This window comes from Pseudomonas sp. 37 R 15, from assembly GCF_900004865.1.
In the GTDB taxonomy this organism is placed as follows: domain Bacteria; phylum Pseudomonadota; class Gammaproteobacteria; order Pseudomonadales; family Pseudomonadaceae; genus Aquipseudomonas; species Aquipseudomonas fluorescens_AM.
This window is the reverse complement of sequence record NZ_CVTV01000057.1, coordinates 64,070-81,916: the sequence shown is the minus strand read 5'-3', so window position 1 is coordinate 81,916 and position 17,847 is coordinate 64,070. Positions and strand designations below refer to the sequence as shown.

The window sequence follows — 17,847 nt, the reverse complement described above, 5'->3', positions numbered from 1 at the left end:
CAAGCCTGCGTTCGGCCAGCGTGGTTTAACGGGGCGCCTGAGATCAAAAGCAGATCAAGATCAAGATCAAGAGCGGCTCGCTTCGCATCGTGGTTACGTTTCGCGCTACAGAGTTGTGTGATACCTATGCCTCGATGAGTGTCAGTAAGCACACTGTTGACTGACTCACCGCCATCGGGGGCAAGCCCCCTCCCACATTGGTCTTGTGTTGTTGTGACTGTTTTATGAAAATTAATAATAATTAGCTTAGATTAAAATGTGCTTTTTATTATTACTGGGCATCCCCTAGGCTGGCCTTGAAGTCCTTAAGGCCATCCGGGAAGTTTTGCCATGAGCAGCGTTACCTCGCTATCGAGTGTCGCCAATACCGTCCGCCAACGCGTCACGCCAGAGGAGTGGGAGGTGCGCGTCAAACTGGCCGCCGCCTATCGACTGGCGGCCCTGTACAAGTGGACCGACCATATCTACACGCACTTCTCCGCCCGTGTGCCAGGGCCCGAGGAACATTTCCTGATTAACGCCTTCGGGCTGTTATTCGATGAGATCAGCGCCTCCAACCTGGTCAAGGTCGACCTCGACGGCACCCTGGTCGACGATCCCACCGGGCTGGGCATCAATTACGCCGGCTACGTGATCCACAGTGCCATCCACGGTGCCCGCCACGACTTGCAAGCGGTGCTGCACACCCACACACGTGACGGTATTGCGGTGTCCGCACAGAAGGACGGCTTGTTACCGATTTCCCAGCACTCCATCGCCTTCTCCGGTCGTGTGGCCTATCACGGCTACGAAGGGGTGGCCCTGGACCTGGACGAGCGGGAGCGGCTGGTGGCGGACCTGGGCGACAAGAGTGTGATGATCCTGCGTAACCATGGGCTGTTGACGGCAGGCATCAGCGTGGAGCATGCGTTTCAACAACTGCAAGGGCTGGAGCGGGCGTGCACTATTCAGATTGCGGCGCAGGCAGGCGGGAAGGCGGAGTTGGTCTTCCCGCCCGCTGAAGTGGTGGCCAGGGTCGAGCAGCAGGCCAAGGTCTTCAGCAGCGGGGAAGGGCCTGGGGTGACGCGACACTGGAATGCATTGATTCGGCAGTTGGAGCGCACCGATACCGACTATAAACATTGATCCCGAGCCGCACGCGGATGCAGCAGGGAGCAAGCCCCCTGTGCATTGCCGCCGTTTATTCAGGCCGGGTGTGCTGGATTTGCTGCTTGGCCAGCGCCACCACATTTTCCACGGTGAAGCCGAACTTTTCCTGCAACTTCGACAGGGGGGCCGAGGCGCCAAAGCTGTTCATCACCACTTTGGCGCCAGACTGTCCGACGTAGCGATCCCAGCCCAGGGGGCCGGCCTGCTCCATCACCACCCGGGCCTTCACGGTCGGCGGCAAGACGCTGTCGCGGTAGGCCTGGTCCTGGTCTTCAAACAATTCCCAGCTGGGCATCGACACCACCTGCGCGGCAATGCCTTCGCCCGTGAGTTGCTCGTAGGCCGTGACCGCCAGGCTGACTTCACTGCCGGTGGCGATCAGGATCACCTCTGGCTTGTCCGCACCGGCCAACACATAGGCGCCCTTGGTCGCACCTGCGGCCGACGCGTAACGGCTACGGTCCAGGGTCGGCAGCGGCTGGCGCGACAGCACGACACAGCTGGGCCGATGGGTTTGCGCCAGCGCCACCTTCCACAACTCAAGGGTTTCATTCGCATCCCCTGGGCGCAGGGTCAGCAAGCCCGGGGTGGCGCGCAGTTGGGTCAGGTGTTCGATGGGTTGATGCGTCGGGCCGTCTTCACCCACGCCGATGGAGTCGTGGGTAAACACGAATATCACCGGCAACTCCATGATCGCCGCCAGCCGGATCGGCGGTTTCATATAATCGCTGAACACCAGAAACGTCGAGGTGTACGGCCGCAGGTAGGACAGCGCCATGCCGTTGGCAATCGCGCCCATGGCGTGCTCGCGTATGCCGAAGTGCAGGTTGCGCCCGCTGTAGTCGTCGGCGCTGAAACGCCCCGCGCCGTCGAAGGTGAGGTTGGTCTTGGTCGACGGCGACAGATCCGCAGAACCGCCCAGCAACCAGGGGATGTTGTGCGCGAAGGCGTTCAGCACCTCGCCGCCCGACGCCCGGCTGGCGACGCCCTTGGCATCGGCCGCAAAGCTCGGCAGATCGGCCTGCCAATGCTCGGGCATTTCCCCGGCACGCATGCGCTGCAGCTCATCGGCGCGTTGTGGGTCGAGGGAGGCCAAGGTCTGGTTCCACTCGGCATACAGCGGCTCGGCCCGCTCAACGAGTGCATCGCGCAATGTTGTGCGCGCCTCATCGGGCACCAGGAAACTGGCGTCCTCCGGCCAGCCATACGCGGCCTTGGTCAGGCGAATTTCATCCTCGCCCAGCGGCTCGCCATGGGCGGCAGCGGTGTTGTGTTTGTGCGGCGAGCCGTAGCCGATCACGCTGTCGACCACAATCAGGGTCGGTGCGCCGGTATTGGCCTTGAAGGTCTCCAGCGCCACACTCAATGCCTGCAGATCATTGGCATCGGTGACATGCACGGTGTGCCAGCCATACGCCTGGAAGCGCTTGATCACATCTTCACTGAAGGCCAGCTCGGTGTGACCCTCGATGCTGATGGTGTTGTTGTCGTAGATCCAGCACAGATTATCCAGCTGCAAATGCCCGGCCATCGACGCCGCTTCACTGCTGATGCCTTCCATCATGTCGCCGTCACCGCACAGGGTGTAGACGTCGTAATCGAACAGCACCTGGCCGTCGCGGTTGAAACGCCGGGCCAGCCAACGCTCGGCCATGGCCATGCCCACGCTGTTGGCGCAGCCCTGGCCCAGGGGGCCAGTGGTGGTTTCCACGCCGGTGGTCATGCGGTACTCGGGATGCCCCGGGGTCTTGGAACTCATCTGGCGGAACTGTTTGATGTCGTCCAGGCTGACCGCCGGCTCACCGGAACGCTTGCCGTGGGCGTCGATTTCCACCACGCCGGCCAGGTGCAGCAGCGAATACAGCAGCATCGATGCATGCCCCACCGACAATACAAACCGGTCACGGTTGGGCCAGTCGGGATGCTCCGGGTGATAACGCAGGAAACGACTCCACAACGTATAACCCACCGGCGCCAGGCCCATGGGCGTGCCGGGGTGGCCCGAGTTGGCCTTCTGCACGGCATCCATGGCCAGGGTGCGGATAGTGTTGATGCATTGCGTGTCGGCGGCGGTTGCGGTGTGATTCATGAAACCGGTCTCCCTCGAGTGGCGATCTACAGTGGAGGGCAGGGCAGGCCAAAAGGTTTGATCCCATCGCCAGGGTTGCGACGAACGGGGCTGTATCGACTGCAAACATGACAACACCCCGGTCAATGGGCTAGCTTCAAGGGGTAGGCCATTGATCAACTTGTGGAGGTAAGTCATGCCAGTGAAACACGACCTGTATCAGGACTTGGGGTTGAGCAAGGAAGTTGTCCACGAGCGCAGGGCGGGGGACAAACGGCTGGACTCGCTGCTTACGCAATACGACGCTGCCGACGGGGAGGTGCTGAAGGCTGAATCGGCAAGCGCCAGTGATGAGGACGTGGAGAAGTTGAAGAAGAAACGGTTGCTGATCAAAGACGAAATTGTCGCGAAGTTGGGTTAAGCAAAAACCGCTGCCGGTGGACGCTCTGGTTATATCTGCAGCGTTTTATACCGGCAGCTTTTTTATACCAGCAGTGCTCTCACACACGCCTCCACGGAACGCTGCTGCGTTTCGTCATATAACTGCAACTCGTCAATCGTGCTGCGGCCCAGCGCCTTTTCGAACTCGGCTTTGTTTGAATGGGCCGCGTAGTGGCTCTGCGCGGCATCGCCCAGGTTCGACTGGAAGATCCCCGCTGCGCTCACCGGCAGGAAGTCCTCGTACACCAGCGGTTCCACCTCCACGTGCCCTGCACTGAGCAAGGCCTGCAGCGTGCGCGGTGGGTCGGGCTGGCCGCGGGCTGCGAGGCCTTTTTCGCTGGGGAAATAGCGAAAGTAGGCCAGGCCTTGTTCGCGCATCTGCGCGTGGTTGTCCGGGAATGCCTGGAAGTGTTGCTCCAGCAATTGCTCGTAGCGCGCGGCATTGGCCTCGTTAGGGAACGCGCCGAGTTCATTGCGGGCGGCATTCAGTAACTGGTCGTACAGGGCGCGACCCTTGGGCGTCAGCGCGACGCCGCGTTGTTCGATTTCACCGAAGCGCGCGCTGTGGCTGCCCTGGGCATCGGTAAAGGCAATGGGTTCGTCGAGGGCCTTGAAACTGGTCTGGCGCAACAGGATCGGGCAATGGCGTCGCGGTGGACCTTCGATCACGGCTTTGGGGGTGATGCCGTGGGCGGGCATGGCGGCCTGTACCTGATCGATGTCCAGGGTACGCGGGGTGAGGTGGTTGATGTGCGGCCCTTTGAAGGCCACCACGTCGGCGATCAGGCGATGCTGGTCGCTGAGTTGCCGATACTGTTCGGCCGTGACGGTGGCGCTGTGGTGCCAGCGAAAGGTCTCCAGCGCCTGGCGGATAAAGGCCTCGGCATCCTCGGCATCGAGGCCGCCGTCGGTTTCGGCCTGCTCGATCAACGCCAGGGCCCCTGGGGTGAAGATCGACCGCTTGGCCAGGGCGGTTTCGGCGAAGCTGCGCAGCGCGGGGTTTTCGATCAGCTCCAGGCGCAGCAGCGAGGTGAACACGCGGAACGGGCTGGCTTGCAGTGACTGCTGATGCACGGCGCGAAAGGCGGTGGAATGCACCGGCACGCCCGCCGGTGTCAGGTCGTAATAGCCCACTGGTTGCATGCCCATCACGGCAAACAGGCGGCTGATGGTCGCCAGCTCGGCGGCGGTGCCCAGGCGGATCGCACCGTGGCGTTCCATGCCCAGGCGCTGGATCTCGCCGGTGCGGTGCAGCTGCCCGGCCAGGCCCTGGTCGCTCTCCAGCACGTGGGCATTGGTCTGCGCCACCAGCGCCAGCAGCGCGCCGTACAACGGAACTTCATCCCGGTACATGTCGGACATCGCCTTGGAAAAGCCCTTGCGGATCTCATCGGGGCTGACATGTGCAGTGGCGTGCATAGAAAAATTCCTGATGGCTGTGATGACAAAAGTGGCCTTGTCCCGATTTTGTTGAGCGGCGTGCCGGCTTGCAAACGAAGAATCCTCTGGACTTCATTCTGCAAATGAATGAGATGACGTGAATATGACCACATCTGGCAAACACACCGGCACCGCCGACCAGGACCAGACCCGCCTGATCTTCAACTACACGTACGCCCTCTTCCAAGTCTTCATGTGCATCCGGGCGTCATTGGGTTCTACACTGCTGCTCATCCGGCAGGCGATGGAGCACTCAATGACGGCCACACCCACACACCCGATACTCGACACCCTCGAAGGCCAGCGGCTGGCGACGGAGGATGCCGAATGCTGGCGCGAGTGGGGGCCTTACTTGAGTGAACGCCAATGGGGCACTGTGCGCGAGGACTACAGCGCCGATGGCGACGCCTGGGCCTATTTCCCCCATGAACATGCACGCAGCCGCGCCTACCGTTGGGGCGAGGATGGCCTGGCCGGTTTCAGCGACAAGGCGCAACGCTGGTGCCTGGGCCTGGCGCTGTGGAACGAGCGCGACGCGATCCTCAAGGAACGCCTGTTCGGCCTCGACAACGCCGAGGGCAACCACGGTGAGGACGTCAAGGAACTGTACTTTTTCGTCGATGGCGTGCCGAGCCATGCCTACATGCGCATGCTCTACAAATATCCCCATGCGGCGTTTCCCTACGCCGACCTGCTCGCCGAAAATGCCCGCCGTGGGCTTGAGGATGCCGAGTACGAAGTGCTCGACACCGGCGTATTCGAAGACAACCGCTACTGTGATGTAACGGTCGAATACGCCAAGCATCAGCCTGACGATATTTTCATGCGCGTCACCGTGCACAACCGCGCGGACCAGCCGACGCGTGTGCAGGTGTTGCCCCAACTGTGGGCGCGCAATGACTGGAGCTGGACCTTTGACGCGCCCAAGCCGCAGTTGTGCCTGGACGGTGAGCGGGTGCTGGCCCGGCATCATGAGCTGACTGACCGTCACCTCAGCGCCTGGGGCCAGGACGGCCTGGAGTGGCTGTTCTGCGAAAACGAAAGCAACGTCACAAAGCTCGATGGGCAACCGGCCCCGGGGCCGTTCAAGGATGGCATCAACGACTATGTGGTGGGCGGCGCAGACTCTGCAATTCGCCGCGACACGGGTACCAAGGTTGCCGCGCGTTTCAGCCTCGAACTGGCGGGCCAGGAGAGCAAAACCCTGTACCTGCGGTTTGCGCCGGTGGACGCGCCCGAGGTCAATGCACGCAAGCTGTTCGAGCTGCGCCGCCAAGAGGCGGACGACTTCTACGCCGCCTTGCAGCAAGGCATTGCCGATGCTGACGCGCGCAATGTGCAGCGCCAGGCCCTGGCCGGGTTGCTGTGGTCCAAGCAGCTCTACTACTTTGATGTAAACCAGTGGCTCGACGGCGACCCGGCCCAACCCGCGCCGCCGCCCGAGCGCCTGCATATCCGCAATACCCATTGGCGGCACTTGTCCAATTTCGACATTTTGTCCATGCCCGACACCTGGGAATACCCGTGGTACGCGTCCTGGGACCAGGGCTTCCAGGCCGTGGCAATGGCGCTGATTGATCCGGGGTATGCCAAGCAACAGTTATTGTTGCTGGTTAAAGATCGCTTTATGCACCCCAATGGCCAGCTGCCGGCGTATGAATGGCGTTTCGACGACGCCAACCCGCCGGTACACGCCTGGGCCAGTTGGCGCGTGTATCAGCAGGACAAGGCGCTGACCGGCGTGGGCGACATGGACTTTCTCGAGCGGATTTTCCACAAGCTGCTGCTGAATTTTTCCTGGTGGGTCAACCGCAAGGACGCCGAGGGCCGCAACCTGTTCCAGGGCGGCTTCCTGGGCCTGGACAACATCGCCTTGTTCGACCGCTCGGCCACCTTGCCGCCCGGCTACCAGCTGGATCAGGCCGACGGCACCGCGTGGGTCGCGGCGTATGCCCTGGACCTGATGCGCATTGGCCTGGAACTGGCCAAGCGCAATGGGGTGTACGTGGATATCGCGGTGAAGTTCTTTGAGCACTTCCTGTACATCGCCGGCGCGATCAACCGCGTGGACGACAGCGCCGAAGGCTTGTGGGATGAGCAGGACCAGTTCTTCTACGATGTGCTGCACAGCCCGGACGGCCAGAACGAGCCGGTGCGCCTGCGCTCCATCGTCGGCCTGATGCCTTTGTTTGCCGTGTTGGTGCTGGAGCAGCGCGAGCACGAAGGGCTGCAAGGCCTGCGTGAGCGACTGCTGGGTTTTATGAAACACCGGCCGGACCTGGCCAAGCTGGTGTCGCGCTGGAACGAACCGGGGCAGGGCAACCGCCTGTTGCTCGCCTTGCTGCGTGGCGAGCGCACCAAGGACCTGCTGCGGCGCATGCTCGATGACCATGAGTTTCTGTCGACGTTTGGCGTGCGCTCGTTATCCAAGGCCTTTGCCGAACAGCCGCTGGCGCTGAAGATGAACGGCGACACCCTGTGCGCGCGCTACCAGCCCGGCGAGTCCGACTCACGCTTGTACGGCGGCAACTCCAATTGGCGCGGGCCGTTGTGGATGCCGGTGAACTACATGCTGATCGAATCGCTGCGCGAGTTTCACCGCTACTACGCGGATAATTTCTCGGTGGAGTACCCTACGGGCAGCGGTTATCTGGCGTCCCTTGAGGAAGTGGCAAACAGCCTCAGCCAGCGCCTCACGCGCTTGTTTCTACGCGATGAAAATGGCCTGCGCCCTTCGATGGCGGGGTATGCGCAATTGGAAGCGGACCCGGCCAGTCGCGATCTGGTGTTGTTCCATGAGTATTTCCACGGCGAAACCGGGCGTGGCCTTGGGGCGTCGCATCAGACGGGGTGGAGTGCGTTGGTGGCGTTGTTGCTGCAGCCCAAGGGCAGGTCGTGACAGAGCGGCAGCAACATAGCGTCAGTTGAGTGGAACCTTGATTCCATTGATGTAGGTGAATGTGAGCGGCGGGTTCGGTTTGTTGCCGCCGGCCACAGTGGTGGCAAGACCACCTGCCGCCAACACTACTCCGCTGACAAACCTTGCTGTTCGAGGCGCCGCAGGCGAGGAAATACCAATGATTTCATCAATTCTAATGCTAGCGCCTGATGCGGTGATAACGCTCGTATTGTCCTCGCTCAAGCCGATGATTTGGGTGGTCATTGTGTCTTGGTTCTTCGTGGTTATATTGACCTGTTCTTCGGGGTTGATCGATACCGTTACATTCCCACTGGTGTCGGACTGGCTTTCCATTATGAAATCCTCTTGGGTGTCAGAGGGTTTCAATGTGCGCTTATCGTTGTTCAGTAACTACTGTGAGAAATACCAGTAATTAAGAGTCTTTGGCGATAAACCGTCTCATCCTTATAGGTGGATAAATGCTCTGCTGCTGCCGAAAATCTAAGCTGCACCACTGATTCGCTTTTCTGTGGGAGCTGGCTTGCCTGCGATGGCTGTGTATCAGCCACACACGGGTGGGCTGACCCACCGCCATCGCAGGCAAGCCAGCTCCCACATTAAAACTACATTGCTTGCGAAATGGCAGCCAAAAATCCCCGCCACCAAAAGGTCTGAATCAGGTAAATTCGCCGCCGAGTATGAAGGGCGCGTGATTCGTGAAAACGATGGTAATGACCCTGCGTACACATGGACACGTTCGAAGAAATGGATAATGCAAATACCCGCTGACCGGGAGGCAGGCTGAACGAAAAATCCCGCCGAAAGGCGGGATTTTTTTGAGCGCGGCGTTATGAGGCTGGGAACAGCTCGCTCAGTTTCATGGCCAGCATCATGTCGCCTTCAGTGCGCAGTTTGCCGCTCATGAACGCTTGCATGCCGTCGGTGGAACCGTCGACGATGCCTTCCATGGTTTCGCCGTCGGTCACCAGGGTAACCTGGGCGTCAGGGTTTTCGCCTTGCAGCAGTTCGCAGGTGTTGTTTTTCACCACCAGCGAGAAGTTCTGGGTGTCGTCGATACGGAAACCGAATACCAGGTCCAGGCCTTCGGCAGCGCTTGGGTTGAATTTGGCTTTCATTGCTTCTACAGCTTTGGCTACGTCAGTCATGGTTTCGATCCTTTAGGGTGGAGTCCAGTGACCTTGGGGTCACGGTTGGCCGCAGCTCATCGGAAAGTGATGAGCTGCGGCGCCTTCAACAGCTGCAAGTGGGCATGACTGTTGAAGGAAGCCAGTACCACCTCGCGACCGCGGAATTTCAGCTGGTTGAGCGAGGTGTTAACAATTTGCCAGTTCAGTTCGAACGCCTGGGCGACCGGCATTCGGGTGATCAGGTGGAGCAGGGCGGTGATGGTGCCGCCGGAGGTAAACACTGCAATCTTTTGCGAGTTGTCGGCTGCTTCAAGGATGCGCTGCAAGCCGCCCTCGACACGCTCGACAAACCCCTGCCAGCTTTCCAGCCCCGGTGGGTCGTAAGTGCCGGCCAGCCAGCGCTCGATGATCAGGGCGAAGATGCGCTGGAATTCGCTGCGGTTCTGCGCGCCATTGCGCAGGATGTGCGCGGCGTCGGGTTCGGCGCCAAGCAGATCGGGAAGCAGGCCGCGAATGATCGCCTCGCCGTCGAATTCGTTGAATGCGCTGTCGACTTCCAGGGGCGGAGCCGGCAGGCCCAGGGCGCGGTATTGATCGAACGCAGCGGTGGCGGTGTGCTGCTGGCGGCGCAGATCACCCGACAGGCAACGATCGAACGTCAGCTCCAGCTCTGCCAGGTGGCGACCGAGTACCTGGGCCTGTTCCACGCCGACGGGCGACAGGACGTCATAGTCGTCTGCACCGAAGGAGGCCTGGCCATGTCGAATCAGATAGATGCTGCCCACGTCCGTTTTCCCGGTACGTTGAAAGTCTGGCGAGGTTATGAGGATGCCCGCGAGCTGTCAATGAAAAAACATACGCTTGTTTTAAAAGCCCGTTAGAGGCGCGTTGCTGGCGGTCTGGGCACTGGTCCGCAGGCAGTGGCGCCGGTATGCTGGGCCATCCGCGCCTGGCGCAGTGCATTCTTAAGGAGACATATGGATTTTTTGGCCGAATACGCGAGCTTTCTGGCGAAGACCGTCACCCTGGTGGTCGCTATTGTGGTGGTGCTGATCAGCTTCGCGGCCCTGCGCAGCAAAGGGCGTCGTAAAGCCGCCGGCCAATTGCAGGTCAGCAAGCTGAACGATTTCTACAAGGGCCTGCGCGAGCGCCTCGAATCGTCCTTGCTCGACAAGGACCAGCTCAAGGCCCTGCGCAAATCCGAAAGCAAAGCCGAAAAAAATCAGGGCAAGCACAAGCCTGAGGCCAAGCCCCGGGTGTTCGTGCTGGATTTCGACGGTGATATCAAGGCATCGGCCACCGAGAGCCTGCGGCATGAAATCACCGCATTGCTGAGCCTGGCCACCCCAAAAGACGAAGTGGTACTGCGCCTGGAAAGCGGCGGCGGCATGGTGCACAGCTACGGCCTGGCATCGTCGCAACTGGCGCGTATTCGCCAGGCGGGCGTGCCGTTGACCGTGTGCATCGACAAGGTCGCGGCCAGCGGCGGCTACATGATGGCGTGCATCGGCGAGAAGATCATCAGCGCCCCGTTCGCCATCCTCGGTTCCATCGGCGTGGTGGCGCAGTTGCCCAACGTCAACCGTCTGCTGAAAAAGCACGATATCGACTTCGAAGTGCTGACTGCCGGCGAATACAAGCGCACCCTGACGGTGTTTGGCGAAAACACCGAGAAGGGCCGCGAAAAGTTCCAGGAAGACCTGGACATCACCCACCAGTTGTTCAAGAACTTCGTCTCGCGTTATCGCCCGCAATTGGCGATTGACGAGGTGGCCACCGGCGAAGTGTGGTTGGGTGTTGCCGCTCTCGACAAGCAATTGGTCGACGAACTGCAGACCAGCGACGAGTACCTGGCCACCAAAGCCCGCACCGCAGAGGTGTTCCACCTGCACTATGCCGAGCGTAAAAGCTTGCAGGAGCGTGTAGGGCTGGCCGCCAGTGGTTCGGTGGATCGTGTGTTGCTGACCTGGTGGAGCCGGCTGACCCAGCAGCGGTTCTGGTAAAAGCTGCTCTGTTGGTGCGGGTCCTTCAGACGGCTTGTATGCGTGCGCCCCGGAACCGGTGGCCGCTGTGAGTACCGACGTTCGAATGATGGCTGGAACACATACCAGGCTTCCTTAAGGTGCTGACGTGAAGCGTGATACCCGTCTTGTGATGCTTTTGCTGTTGGTCATCGGCTGTTCCCTGACTTCGTTGACGATCTGGAAAGTCCTCTCTTCCCGTGAGCGGGCGCTGGCGGAAGTGGACGTGCATGGCTTGAACCTGGCCCAGGCGCTCAACACCTACACCGAAGGCATCGTGCGGCAAAGTGCGCTGCTGTTGCTGGGGCTGGTCGAGCGCCTGGAAACCGAAGGCAGTGGCCCGGCGCAGATCCAGCGCATCAACGCGTTGATCCGTCGACAACAGCCGCTGATGCCGCAACTGAGCGGCATCACCATCTATGACCGGCAGGGCGGTTGGCTGATGTCCTCCAATCGCCTGATTCCGGCGGGTGCCAACAGTAGCGCGCGTGCGTATTTCATCCATCATCGCGACGATCCGAGCCGTGAGCCGTTCATCGGCCCGCCGATCCAGAGCCATACCAACCAGGAATGGGTAGTGACCGTCAGCCGCCGCTTCGATGACGCGGCCGGCCACTTCGCCGGCGTGGTCGCCGTGACGCTGGGGGTGGAAAACTTTCTGCACGTGTTCGGTAAACTCGACATCGGTCAGGAAGGCGCGATCGGTTTGTCTTATACCGACGGCACCTTGCTGGTGCGCTACCCCTTTCGCGAGCAGGACATGGGCCGCAACTTTTCCAAGTCGCCCATCTACTCCCAATACCTGGTCGACCGCTCCGTCGGCACCGCGTCGTACACCTCCAGCCTGGATGGCGTAGAGCGGCTGTATGCCTTCCGCAAAAGCGAAAGCCTGCCGTTGATCACCACCGTTGCCCTGGGCAAGCACGAGTCGCTGGCAGCCTGGCGAACGGAAGCGGCGTTGTCGGCGGTGGTGGTGGCGGGACTGCTCGGCCTGACCGGTTTGATCGGCTGGTTTCTGATCCTCGATATTCGCCGGCGAACCCTGGTGGAAGACGCGCTGCGTATCGCCCAGCAACAGTTGATCGAGTCCAACCGGCAGCTTGAACTGCTGGCGCTGAAGGACGCGCTGACCGGCCTGGCCAACCGCCGCTGCTTCGATGAGACCCTGGCCCTGGAAGCGCGCCGGGCGCAACGCGATGGCACGACGTTGGCCTTGCTGATGATCGATATCGACTATTTCAAGCGCTACAACGATGCCCTGGGTCACGTCGCCGGCGATGCCTGCCTGCAGAGGGTCAGCACATTGCTGGAGACCTGTGTGCGCCGGCCTTCTGACCTGGTGGCACGTTACGGCGGAGAGGAATTAGCCATCATCATGCCCGCGACTGACAGCGATGGTGCGGTGGTGGTGGCGCAACTGGTCATTGATCGGCTGCTGCGGGAAAACATCGCACATCCGGGCAGTCCGTTGGGACGGGTGAGCGTGAGTATCGGCGTTGCAGCGGCTGCGGGTGCTGAACTGGAGCCTGTGCTCAGCTTCATCGAGGCGGCCGACAAGGCGCTTTATGGCGCGAAGTCGGCGGGGCGCAATGGATTTGCGCTGAGTTGATGGGGGAGAGGGCTTGCCCCCTCCGACATTGACCTTGTTGGCTCAAGCTCAATCGGCACACGCCAGAGCGCACTGGCGACTGCCGAGCTTGCGCAAGCGCTCAACCGGTGTGTTCGCCATTGCTTCCTCATGCAGGGCGGTTTCCAACGCTTGCAGATGCCGCGAAAGGATCTTTATCGATCCGCTCGGGTTCGCAGGGTCGAACGGGATCTTGCCGTTGGCGACCAGCACCATCGCCAGCTCCCAGGCCCGTTGTGAATTATTCATCACGCCACCTCCTGTTCAAGCATCACTACCGGCGCATCGTCGATCGCCACGCTGGATGTGGGCGCCGGGAAATGTGTGTTGAGCACACCCAAATGCTCGATCGCCTCACGGAACAGCGCTTCGGCCTTGGCGCGCAGGCGCAGGTATTGATCGAACTTTGCGCTATCGAAATCGACGCACTCCAACAGGTCGAATGCCTCGCGGCTGATGGCGTTGGCTTCATTGAACAGCTTCTGGTTTTGCTCCATTGCCAGTTGGCGGCAGGCCATCCGCTTTGTGTAGAGATCAGCGTGTTGCATGCGTAAATCCTTCTTCAACAGGTTCCGATAAGGCTGTGACCGGCCTGGAAAGCGACGGTATCAATTTGCTTGCCTTTGAAATATTGATCAATTCAACGATTCAGTTCCGTCGCAACTATCGTTTTTTTAGATTCAGATGGCAGGGGCAGCGTCCAGCCCACGCGGCCTGACCACCACGCCGTCTTCGCTGGAGCACGGCAAGGGCTGAAAAAAGCCAAAGCAACGGTCATCTGATTTTCCTGAAATTGCTCTGAACTATCGTGCTCGGACAACCCTCGCAACACTATCCATACACAGGAGGGAATCCGATGACCCACTACCCAAAGCCACCCTTCAAGCCACAGCAGCAGCCCGTCCCCGGGGACCAGCGCAAGATGGACCCAATGCCCGATTGCGGTGAGCAAAGTTACAAAGGCTCGGGCCGAATGGCCAACAAGATTGCCTTGGTCACTGGCGCCGACAGCGGTATCGGGCGTGCGGTGGCGATTGCTTTTGCCCGCGAAGGTGCCGACGTTGCGGTGTCGTATCTGGATGAACACGAAGATGCGAAAGAGACCGCGCGCTGGGTCGAAGCGGCGGGGCGCCAGTGCCTGCTGTTGCCCGGCGACCTGGGCGAGGCGGCGCAGTGCAGCGCCATCGTCAATGACACGGTCAAGCAGTTCGGACGTATCGACGTACTGGTCAACAACGCCGCGTTCCAGATGACCTACCAATCGCTGGAAGACATCCCCGACGAAGACTGGGTAAAAACCTTCAACATCAACATCACCGCGATGTTCCGGATCTGCAAGGCGGCGCTGCCGCACATGGCCAAGGGCAGTTCGATCATCAACACCACCTCGGTCAACTCCGACATGCCCAACCCGTCACTGCTGCCCTATGCGGCCACCAAGGGCGCGATTGCCAACTTCACAGCAGGCCTGGCGCAGATGCTGGGCGAGCGCGGGATTCGCGTGAACAGCGTGGCGCCGGGGCCGATCTGGACGCCGCTGATCGTGTCGACGATGACCGACGACATGGTGAAGGAGTTTGGCGGCAACACGCCGCTGGGTCGGCCCGGCCAGCCGGTGGAAGTGGCACCGATCTATGTGCTGCTGGCGTCGGACGAGGGCAGTTATATCTCTGGCGAGCGCTTTGGCGTGACGGGAGGCAAGCCGATCCTCTGAACGTGCGCCCCCGCTTGCTCAGGCGGGGGCGACGACGATGCCGAGTACGCTGCATATCTAAATGTGGGAGGGGCTTGCCCCTCCCACATTGGGTACTCAGTGCTTTCGGACCGCTGGTTTACTTCTTGCTGGCGCGGTGAATGCGCATCCACTCTCGATAAGCGGCGGTACGCTGCGCATCCGCAGACTTCTTGGTCTCGGTGAAGCGCGCCCAGATGGCCGCATCGCCGCTGTAGGATTCGATGATTTCGTACGCCAGCGCATCCAGTCGATCCGCTTCGAAAAACATCTGACTGTAGTGCGCCACCTCGGCGTCCACCGCCTGCCGCTTTGCAAAGTCCGGCACCTGGCTGTTCACCTGACTGTTCATGGTGTAACCCCCTCCGCCCATTGGATAGCTGCAGCACCGCTCCAGCGCACGTCCGTAATGCCGTATTTTTCCGCCATTGGCTTGGAGACGCGCTTGAGGTTGTTTTGCCCGAACCTGGGGATGACCGCCACGCCGGCATCGCAACTGGCCCAGTGCCATGCTTCAGCGTTATTCATGCGCGCCGCGCGCACGATAAACGACCTGGGCTTGCCGTGAAGCTGATAATTGATGGTGAATAACTCGTTGTTTTTCATGAGGCCTCCCTATGCTCATGAACTACAGATATTTGGCGTCAAGAATAATTCAAAGAAGTTGTCAGACAATGCGATAACGTGCGCTCTGCCTCAATCGTCCACCGTGAAGGTGACCGAGCCTGGCCCGTCGGCGGGGCGTTCCAAGGCCACGATGACACCGCTGAGGGACGTGCCGTCGGGCAGGTTGACCGTGACGGAGTTGGGATGGCCGGGCCATTGCAGCGGCGCGGAAAAATCCACGCGGACAATGGTTGGCTTGCCACTGCGGGTCATTTTTATATCGACATTTTCATTCAGGCATTCATCATCTTCGGTGCCCAGATGGCGCGAAGCGGTGATGATGCTGACGGTGTCTTGATGGTCATAAGACATGGACGGATTCCTTGTGCAAAGGGCAGCAAATGCGCCCCGATTCTTGTTGGGCAAGCGCCGGCAAATGATCGTTCAATCCAAATGACCGGCTGCCGCCGTCAGTGTTGGTGAGCGGTCTGGGTGGGATCGACGATCTGGATGATGTTGCCCTGACGCCAGGCGTCCGCACCGGGCGCGATGGGCGGAGCGACAATGTCGGCGCGGTCGGTTTTTTTACTGGCACTGTCGACCCCCAGCCGCTGATCCCGCTCGGCGACCATCTTCGCGTCGGCCTGACCGTCGGCGGTAAACCCCATCATCAATTGCGGAACCCCCAGCGGCAGGCGCTTGTGCAGGTCGGTATGCCAGGTGTGCCAGGTCTTGCCGTAGGTATGCACCAGTTTTTCCATCAGCGCGTGTTCGGCCACCCCTGGAATACCGGGTGCGACCAATTGGCCCGATTTCACTTCATGCACATGGCTGTGCCACAGCGCCTTTTCCGCCGCAGGCAGCGTGTTGAACAACTGCTCGCTGATGATGTACTCCACCCCCATCAACTTGGCATCCTTGCGGTTGCCGTCGTAAATCACACACTGGATCACCTCCTCATTGAGGATGGCGCAGTAGTGATGGGCTTCCATTTGCACGTCGGGATGGCCGTTGTAAAAGTGAAAGCCGTCCAGATAGGCATTCAGCGCGTCGATGGGCGGGCGCGATTGCAATAGGGCGGCGCCGGCGTCGAGGCTGCGCGTGGTGGCTGACTTGGCTTCGCCGGGCGCGACGACGTTCGAGGCCGAATCATTGCCGGCGCAGGCGGTCAGCGAGGCAATCGAAATCGCCAGGCACACAGAATGCAGGCGGGTAATAGTCATTGGGCAATCCCTCCATGGGCGGTTGTAGAGCACATCTAGAAAGCCTGCCGAAGTGGGTGTTCAACCGGATTGATGCGCTGCATGCCCGACGCAAGATTGGCGGAACAACCGCTCGACGTCCCGGGTCATTTTTATAAATGTTCAATCGCGCGAATGGACACCGCTATCGAGTGTGGCTATGTCGCCTACTCGCCGCAGGCCAAACAGCGCCTGCTGGGCGTGGGGTCGCGCGAGCAGGTGCAGCTTGCTGCAGCGGTGCATGGGTTGAAGTGGCTGTCTCCTTTTCACCAACGCGCATTGGCGGGGGAGCGCGGTTAGCGATCAGTTGCCCCCGGCCGTTGCGGCTGACGTGCAACGTTCAACACCAGTTCATCGGTGTCGGATGCGTGGGCTTGCAGAAGGACGCCATGATAGGTGCGGCCTTCTCCCTTGATCGTAACCGTATGGGCCTTTTCCAACGTCTGCGGCCAAGGCGACAGAATACGCAGCGTTACGCACTCGCCGTTCTCCTTAATCCGGGCCTGGCACTCACAGGAAAGCGGCTTTACGCCAAACAGCGTGTCTTGAAGGTAATCGATTGTGCAGTGTTGCGCTGGTGTAGCAGAGGTATGCGGCATGGGAAGCCTCGCTCTGTTCTTGTCGCAGCAGTTAGCCCACGGATGATAGACGGGATGTTTTTCGGGACACCACCATGTCTTCGAGGATTTCGCGTACCAGCCGGTTGATGCCTGACTCGCCGTGGTAGCGGGCGCGGTTGATATTGGCGATGGTGAACTGATTGGCGTCGGGCGCGAGCACCGTGACGGACAGGCTGCTGTCCGGATTGATCGTGCAAGTGACAATGCAATTGGGCAGCCGCTCTGAAAGAGCCTGCTCGATTTGCGTTCTGGTCAACGTGTCCATGGGATCACCGGAGCAGGCCTTAGCGGATCAAGGTTAGCTCAAATATCCTGTGCGTAACAGCTAGCAAGTTAATGGCACACCATTCGTCAGTCTCACCGCCATGGCAGGGAACGTTCATGCCTGCGCACGGGCCTCACGCAGCAAGGGATGACCACTATTGCGCTTACTCACCAGGTGACTTCATGAAAAAGTTTTATATGGGCTTGAGCCTTTGCAGCGTGTTCCTGCTGCACGGCTGCTTCGACAATTCCGATAACACCACCAAGGACAACACCAGCGGCAGCAAGTCTTCGGTGCAAATGCAGGAAGGCAAGGCCGACGACAGCAAGTAGGCTGCGCTTCGCCAGGTTGCACACGGTGGAAAGGTGGAGGGGCTTGCCCCTGATGGCGGTGTGTCAGTTAACAATGTGCTTACTGATACGCCCTCATCGGGGCATGGGTTTCTACGCACGCTAACCACGATGCGCAGCGAGTCGCTCTTGATCTTGATCTGCTTTTGATCTTGATCTTAGGCGCCCCGTTAAACCACGCTGGCCGAACGCAGGCTTGAATCCGTGGGTAACCCGGCAGGACGCCGGGTTAGCCGCACT

General features: G+C 60.3%; 20 protein-coding genes and 1 pseudogene. 8 read left to right on the top strand and 13 right to left on the bottom strand.

What is annotated here, in order from left to right:
- The first annotated feature begins 330 nt into the window (after nucleotides 1-330).
- Entirely contained in the window at nucleotides 331-1,125 is a 795-nt protein-coding gene (locus tag BFQ04_RS23080; protein ID WP_065952803.1) for a class II aldolase/adducin family protein, read from the top strand.
- Between the two features lie 55 nt (nucleotides 1,126-1,180).
- Here the strand turns inward: BFQ04_RS23080 and tkt are convergent, their stop codons facing one another.
- Nucleotides 1,181-3,238: a transketolase gene (gene tkt / locus BFQ04_RS23075; protein ID WP_065952802.1), complete on the bottom strand. Its 2,058-nt coding sequence runs from the start codon at nucleotides 3,236-3,238 to the stop codon at nucleotides 1,181-1,183.
- A gap of 175 nt (nucleotides 3,239-3,413) precedes the next feature.
- Between tkt and BFQ04_RS23070 the strand changes: the two genes are divergently transcribed.
- Nucleotides 3,414-3,638, top strand: coding sequence for a DUF465 domain-containing protein (locus BFQ04_RS23070; protein ID WP_065888320.1), 225 nt, complete (start codon nucleotides 3,414-3,416; stop codon nucleotides 3,636-3,638).
- Between the two features lie 62 nt (nucleotides 3,639-3,700).
- Here the strand turns inward: BFQ04_RS23070 and BFQ04_RS23065 are convergent, their stop codons facing one another.
- Entirely contained in the window at nucleotides 3,701-5,077 is a 1,377-nt protein-coding gene (locus BFQ04_RS23065) for a 2-oxoadipate dioxygenase/decarboxylase HglS (protein WP_065952801.1), read from the bottom strand.
- Nucleotides 5,078-5,342: 265 nt separating this feature from the next.
- Between BFQ04_RS23065 and BFQ04_RS23060 the strand changes: the two genes are divergently transcribed.
- Entirely contained in the window at nucleotides 5,343-7,997 is a 2,655-nt protein-coding gene (locus tag BFQ04_RS23060; protein WP_371914539.1) for an MGH1-like glycoside hydrolase domain-containing protein, read from the top strand.
- A 21-nt stretch (nucleotides 7,998-8,018) separates the two neighbouring features.
- Here BFQ04_RS23060 and BFQ04_RS23055 read toward each other — a convergent pair whose 3' ends face one another.
- The 3 genes from BFQ04_RS23055 to BFQ04_RS23045 all read right to left on the bottom strand — a co-directional run bounded on the left by BFQ04_RS23055 (nucleotide 8,019) and on the right by BFQ04_RS23045 (nucleotide 9,930).
- Entirely contained in the window at nucleotides 8,019-8,351 is a 333-nt protein-coding gene (locus BFQ04_RS23055) for a hypothetical protein (protein ID WP_065952800.1), read from the bottom strand.
- A 494-nt stretch (nucleotides 8,352-8,845) separates the two neighbouring features.
- A complete protein-coding gene (locus BFQ04_RS23050) occupies nucleotides 8,846-9,163 on the bottom strand; it encodes an SCP2 sterol-binding domain-containing protein (RefSeq protein ID WP_065952799.1) in 318 nt (105 codons plus the stop codon).
- 56 nt (nucleotides 9,164-9,219) lie between these two features.
- Nucleotides 9,220-9,930, bottom strand: a complete 711-nt coding sequence (locus BFQ04_RS23045) for a histidine phosphatase family protein (RefSeq protein ID WP_065952798.1) — start codon at nucleotides 9,928-9,930, stop codon at nucleotides 9,220-9,222.
- A 192-nt stretch (nucleotides 9,931-10,122) separates the two neighbouring features.
- On the opposite strand from BFQ04_RS23045, the gene sohB reads away from it, so the two are divergent.
- Both sohB and BFQ04_RS23035 read left to right on the top strand, forming a co-directional pair.
- Entirely contained in the window at nucleotides 10,123-11,148 is a 1,026-nt protein-coding gene (gene sohB, locus BFQ04_RS23040) for a protease SohB (protein ID WP_065952797.1), read from the top strand.
- A gap of 127 nt (nucleotides 11,149-11,275) precedes the next feature.
- Complete coding sequence (locus tag BFQ04_RS23035) at nucleotides 11,276-12,775, top strand: sensor domain-containing diguanylate cyclase (protein ID WP_065952796.1); 1,500 nt, start codon at nucleotides 11,276-11,278, stop codon at nucleotides 12,773-12,775.
- Between the two features lie 48 nt (nucleotides 12,776-12,823).
- Here the strand turns inward: BFQ04_RS23035 and BFQ04_RS23030 are convergent, their stop codons facing one another.
- Both BFQ04_RS23030 and BFQ04_RS23025 read right to left on the bottom strand, forming a co-directional pair.
- Nucleotides 12,824-13,042, bottom strand: a complete 219-nt coding sequence (locus tag BFQ04_RS23030) for a hypothetical protein (protein ID WP_065952795.1) — start codon at nucleotides 13,040-13,042, stop codon at nucleotides 12,824-12,826.
- On the bottom strand, nucleotides 13,042-13,341 hold the full coding sequence (locus tag BFQ04_RS23025) for a hypothetical protein (protein WP_065952794.1): 300 nt from the start codon (nucleotides 13,339-13,341) through the stop codon (nucleotides 13,042-13,044). Before BFQ04_RS23025 ends, BFQ04_RS23030 begins: the two co-directional genes overlap by 1 nt.
- 308 nt (nucleotides 13,342-13,649) lie before the next feature.
- On the opposite strand from BFQ04_RS23025, the gene BFQ04_RS23020 reads away from it, so the two are divergent.
- Nucleotides 13,650-14,507: an SDR family oxidoreductase gene (locus BFQ04_RS23020; protein ID WP_065952793.1), complete on the top strand. Its 858-nt coding sequence runs from the start codon at nucleotides 13,650-13,652 to the stop codon at nucleotides 14,505-14,507.
- A 118-nt stretch (nucleotides 14,508-14,625) separates the two neighbouring features.
- Here BFQ04_RS23020 and BFQ04_RS23015 read toward each other — a convergent pair whose 3' ends face one another.
- From BFQ04_RS23015 to BFQ04_RS23000, 4 genes are all read right to left on the bottom strand, one after another.
- A complete protein-coding gene (locus BFQ04_RS23015) occupies nucleotides 14,626-14,877 on the bottom strand; it encodes a hypothetical protein (protein ID WP_065952792.1) in 252 nt (83 codons plus the stop codon).
- Nucleotides 14,874-15,131, bottom strand: coding sequence for a DUF6555 family protein (locus tag BFQ04_RS23010; RefSeq protein WP_065952791.1), 258 nt, complete (start codon nucleotides 15,129-15,131; stop codon nucleotides 14,874-14,876). Before BFQ04_RS23010 ends, BFQ04_RS23015 begins: the two co-directional genes overlap by 4 nt.
- Before the next feature lie 90 nt (nucleotides 15,132-15,221).
- Nucleotides 15,222-15,503 (bottom strand): hypothetical protein, encoded by a 282-nt coding sequence (locus BFQ04_RS23005; RefSeq protein WP_065952790.1) that lies wholly within the window; start codon nucleotides 15,501-15,503, stop codon nucleotides 15,222-15,224.
- Nucleotides 15,504-15,601: 98 nt separating this feature from the next.
- The gene (locus tag BFQ04_RS23000; RefSeq protein WP_065952789.1) at nucleotides 15,602-16,354 is read right to left on the bottom strand and encodes an OBAP family protein; all 753 of its coding nucleotides are present in this window, start codon (nucleotides 16,352-16,354) and stop codon (nucleotides 15,602-15,604) included.
- A 219-nt stretch (nucleotides 16,355-16,573) separates the two neighbouring features.
- On the opposite strand from BFQ04_RS23000, the pseudogene BFQ04_RS30525 reads away from it, so the two are divergent.
- Nucleotides 16,574-16,672 (top strand): annotated as a pseudogene (locus BFQ04_RS30525) (ompetence-damaged protein); the annotation flags it as partial.
- Here the strand turns inward: BFQ04_RS30525 and BFQ04_RS22990 are convergent.
- A complete protein-coding gene (locus BFQ04_RS22990) occupies nucleotides 16,669-16,971 on the bottom strand; it encodes a hypothetical protein (RefSeq protein ID WP_065952787.1) in 303 nt (100 codons plus the stop codon). The pseudogene BFQ04_RS30525 and the gene BFQ04_RS22990 sit on opposite strands and share 4 nt — an antisense overlap.
- 31 nt (nucleotides 16,972-17,002) lie before the next feature.
- Nucleotides 17,003-17,257, bottom strand: coding sequence for a hypothetical protein (locus tag BFQ04_RS22985; protein ID WP_065952786.1), 255 nt, complete (start codon nucleotides 17,255-17,257; stop codon nucleotides 17,003-17,005).
- A gap of 182 nt (nucleotides 17,258-17,439) precedes the next feature.
- Between BFQ04_RS22985 and BFQ04_RS29775 the strand changes: the two genes are divergently transcribed.
- Nucleotides 17,440-17,589, top strand: a complete 150-nt coding sequence (locus tag BFQ04_RS29775) for a hypothetical protein (protein WP_175413311.1) — start codon at nucleotides 17,440-17,442, stop codon at nucleotides 17,587-17,589.
- The last annotated feature ends 258 nt before the right edge of the window (nucleotides 17,590-17,847 follow it).

Excerpts from the sequence above, each read along its gene's own strand:
- BFQ04_RS23080 (WP_065952803.1), top strand. The coding sequence starts at position 331 with ATGAGCAGCGTTACCTCGCTATCGAGTGTCGCCAATACCGTCCGCCAA.
- tkt (WP_065952802.1), bottom strand. The coding sequence starts at position 3,238 with ATGAATCACACCGCAACCGCCGCCGACACGCAATGCATCAACACTATC.
- BFQ04_RS23070 (WP_065888320.1), top strand. The coding sequence starts at position 3,414 with ATGCCAGTGAAACACGACCTGTATCAGGACTTGGGGTTGAGCAAGGAA.
- BFQ04_RS23065 (WP_065952801.1), bottom strand. The coding sequence starts at position 5,077 with ATGCACGCCACTGCACATGTCAGCCCCGATGAGATCCGCAAGGGCTTT.
- BFQ04_RS23060 (WP_371914539.1), top strand. The coding sequence starts at position 5,343 with ATGGAGCACTCAATGACGGCCACACCCACACACCCGATACTCGACACC.
- BFQ04_RS23055 (WP_065952800.1), bottom strand. The coding sequence starts at position 8,351 with ATGGAAAGCCAGTCCGACACCAGTGGGAATGTAACGGTATCGATCAAC.
- BFQ04_RS23050 (WP_065952799.1), bottom strand. The coding sequence starts at position 9,163 with ATGACTGACGTAGCCAAAGCTGTAGAAGCAATGAAAGCCAAATTCAAC.
- sohB (WP_065952797.1), top strand. The coding sequence starts at position 10,123 with ATGGATTTTTTGGCCGAATACGCGAGCTTTCTGGCGAAGACCGTCACC.
- BFQ04_RS23030 (WP_065952795.1), bottom strand. The coding sequence starts at position 13,042 with ATGAATAATTCACAACGGGCCTGGGAGCTGGCGATGGTGCTGGTCGCC.
- BFQ04_RS23025 (WP_065952794.1), bottom strand. The coding sequence starts at position 13,341 with ATGCAACACGCTGATCTCTACACAAAGCGGATGGCCTGCCGCCAACTG.
- BFQ04_RS23020 (WP_065952793.1), top strand. The coding sequence starts at position 13,650 with ATGACCCACTACCCAAAGCCACCCTTCAAGCCACAGCAGCAGCCCGTC.
- BFQ04_RS23015 (WP_065952792.1), bottom strand. The coding sequence starts at position 14,877 with ATGAACAGTCAGGTGAACAGCCAGGTGCCGGACTTTGCAAAGCGGCAG.
- BFQ04_RS23010 (WP_065952791.1), bottom strand. The coding sequence starts at position 15,131 with ATGAAAAACAACGAGTTATTCACCATCAATTATCAGCTTCACGGCAAG.
- BFQ04_RS23005 (WP_065952790.1), bottom strand. The coding sequence starts at position 15,503 with ATGTCTTATGACCATCAAGACACCGTCAGCATCATCACCGCTTCGCGC.
- BFQ04_RS23000 (WP_065952789.1), bottom strand. The coding sequence starts at position 16,354 with ATGACTATTACCCGCCTGCATTCTGTGTGCCTGGCGATTTCGATTGCC.
- BFQ04_RS22990 (WP_065952787.1), bottom strand. The coding sequence starts at position 16,971 with ATGCCGCATACCTCTGCTACACCAGCGCAACACTGCACAATCGATTAC.
- BFQ04_RS22985 (WP_065952786.1), bottom strand. The coding sequence starts at position 17,257 with ATGGACACGTTGACCAGAACGCAAATCGAGCAGGCTCTTTCAGAGCGG.
- BFQ04_RS29775 (WP_175413311.1), top strand. The coding sequence starts at position 17,440 with ATGAAAAAGTTTTATATGGGCTTGAGCCTTTGCAGCGTGTTCCTGCTG.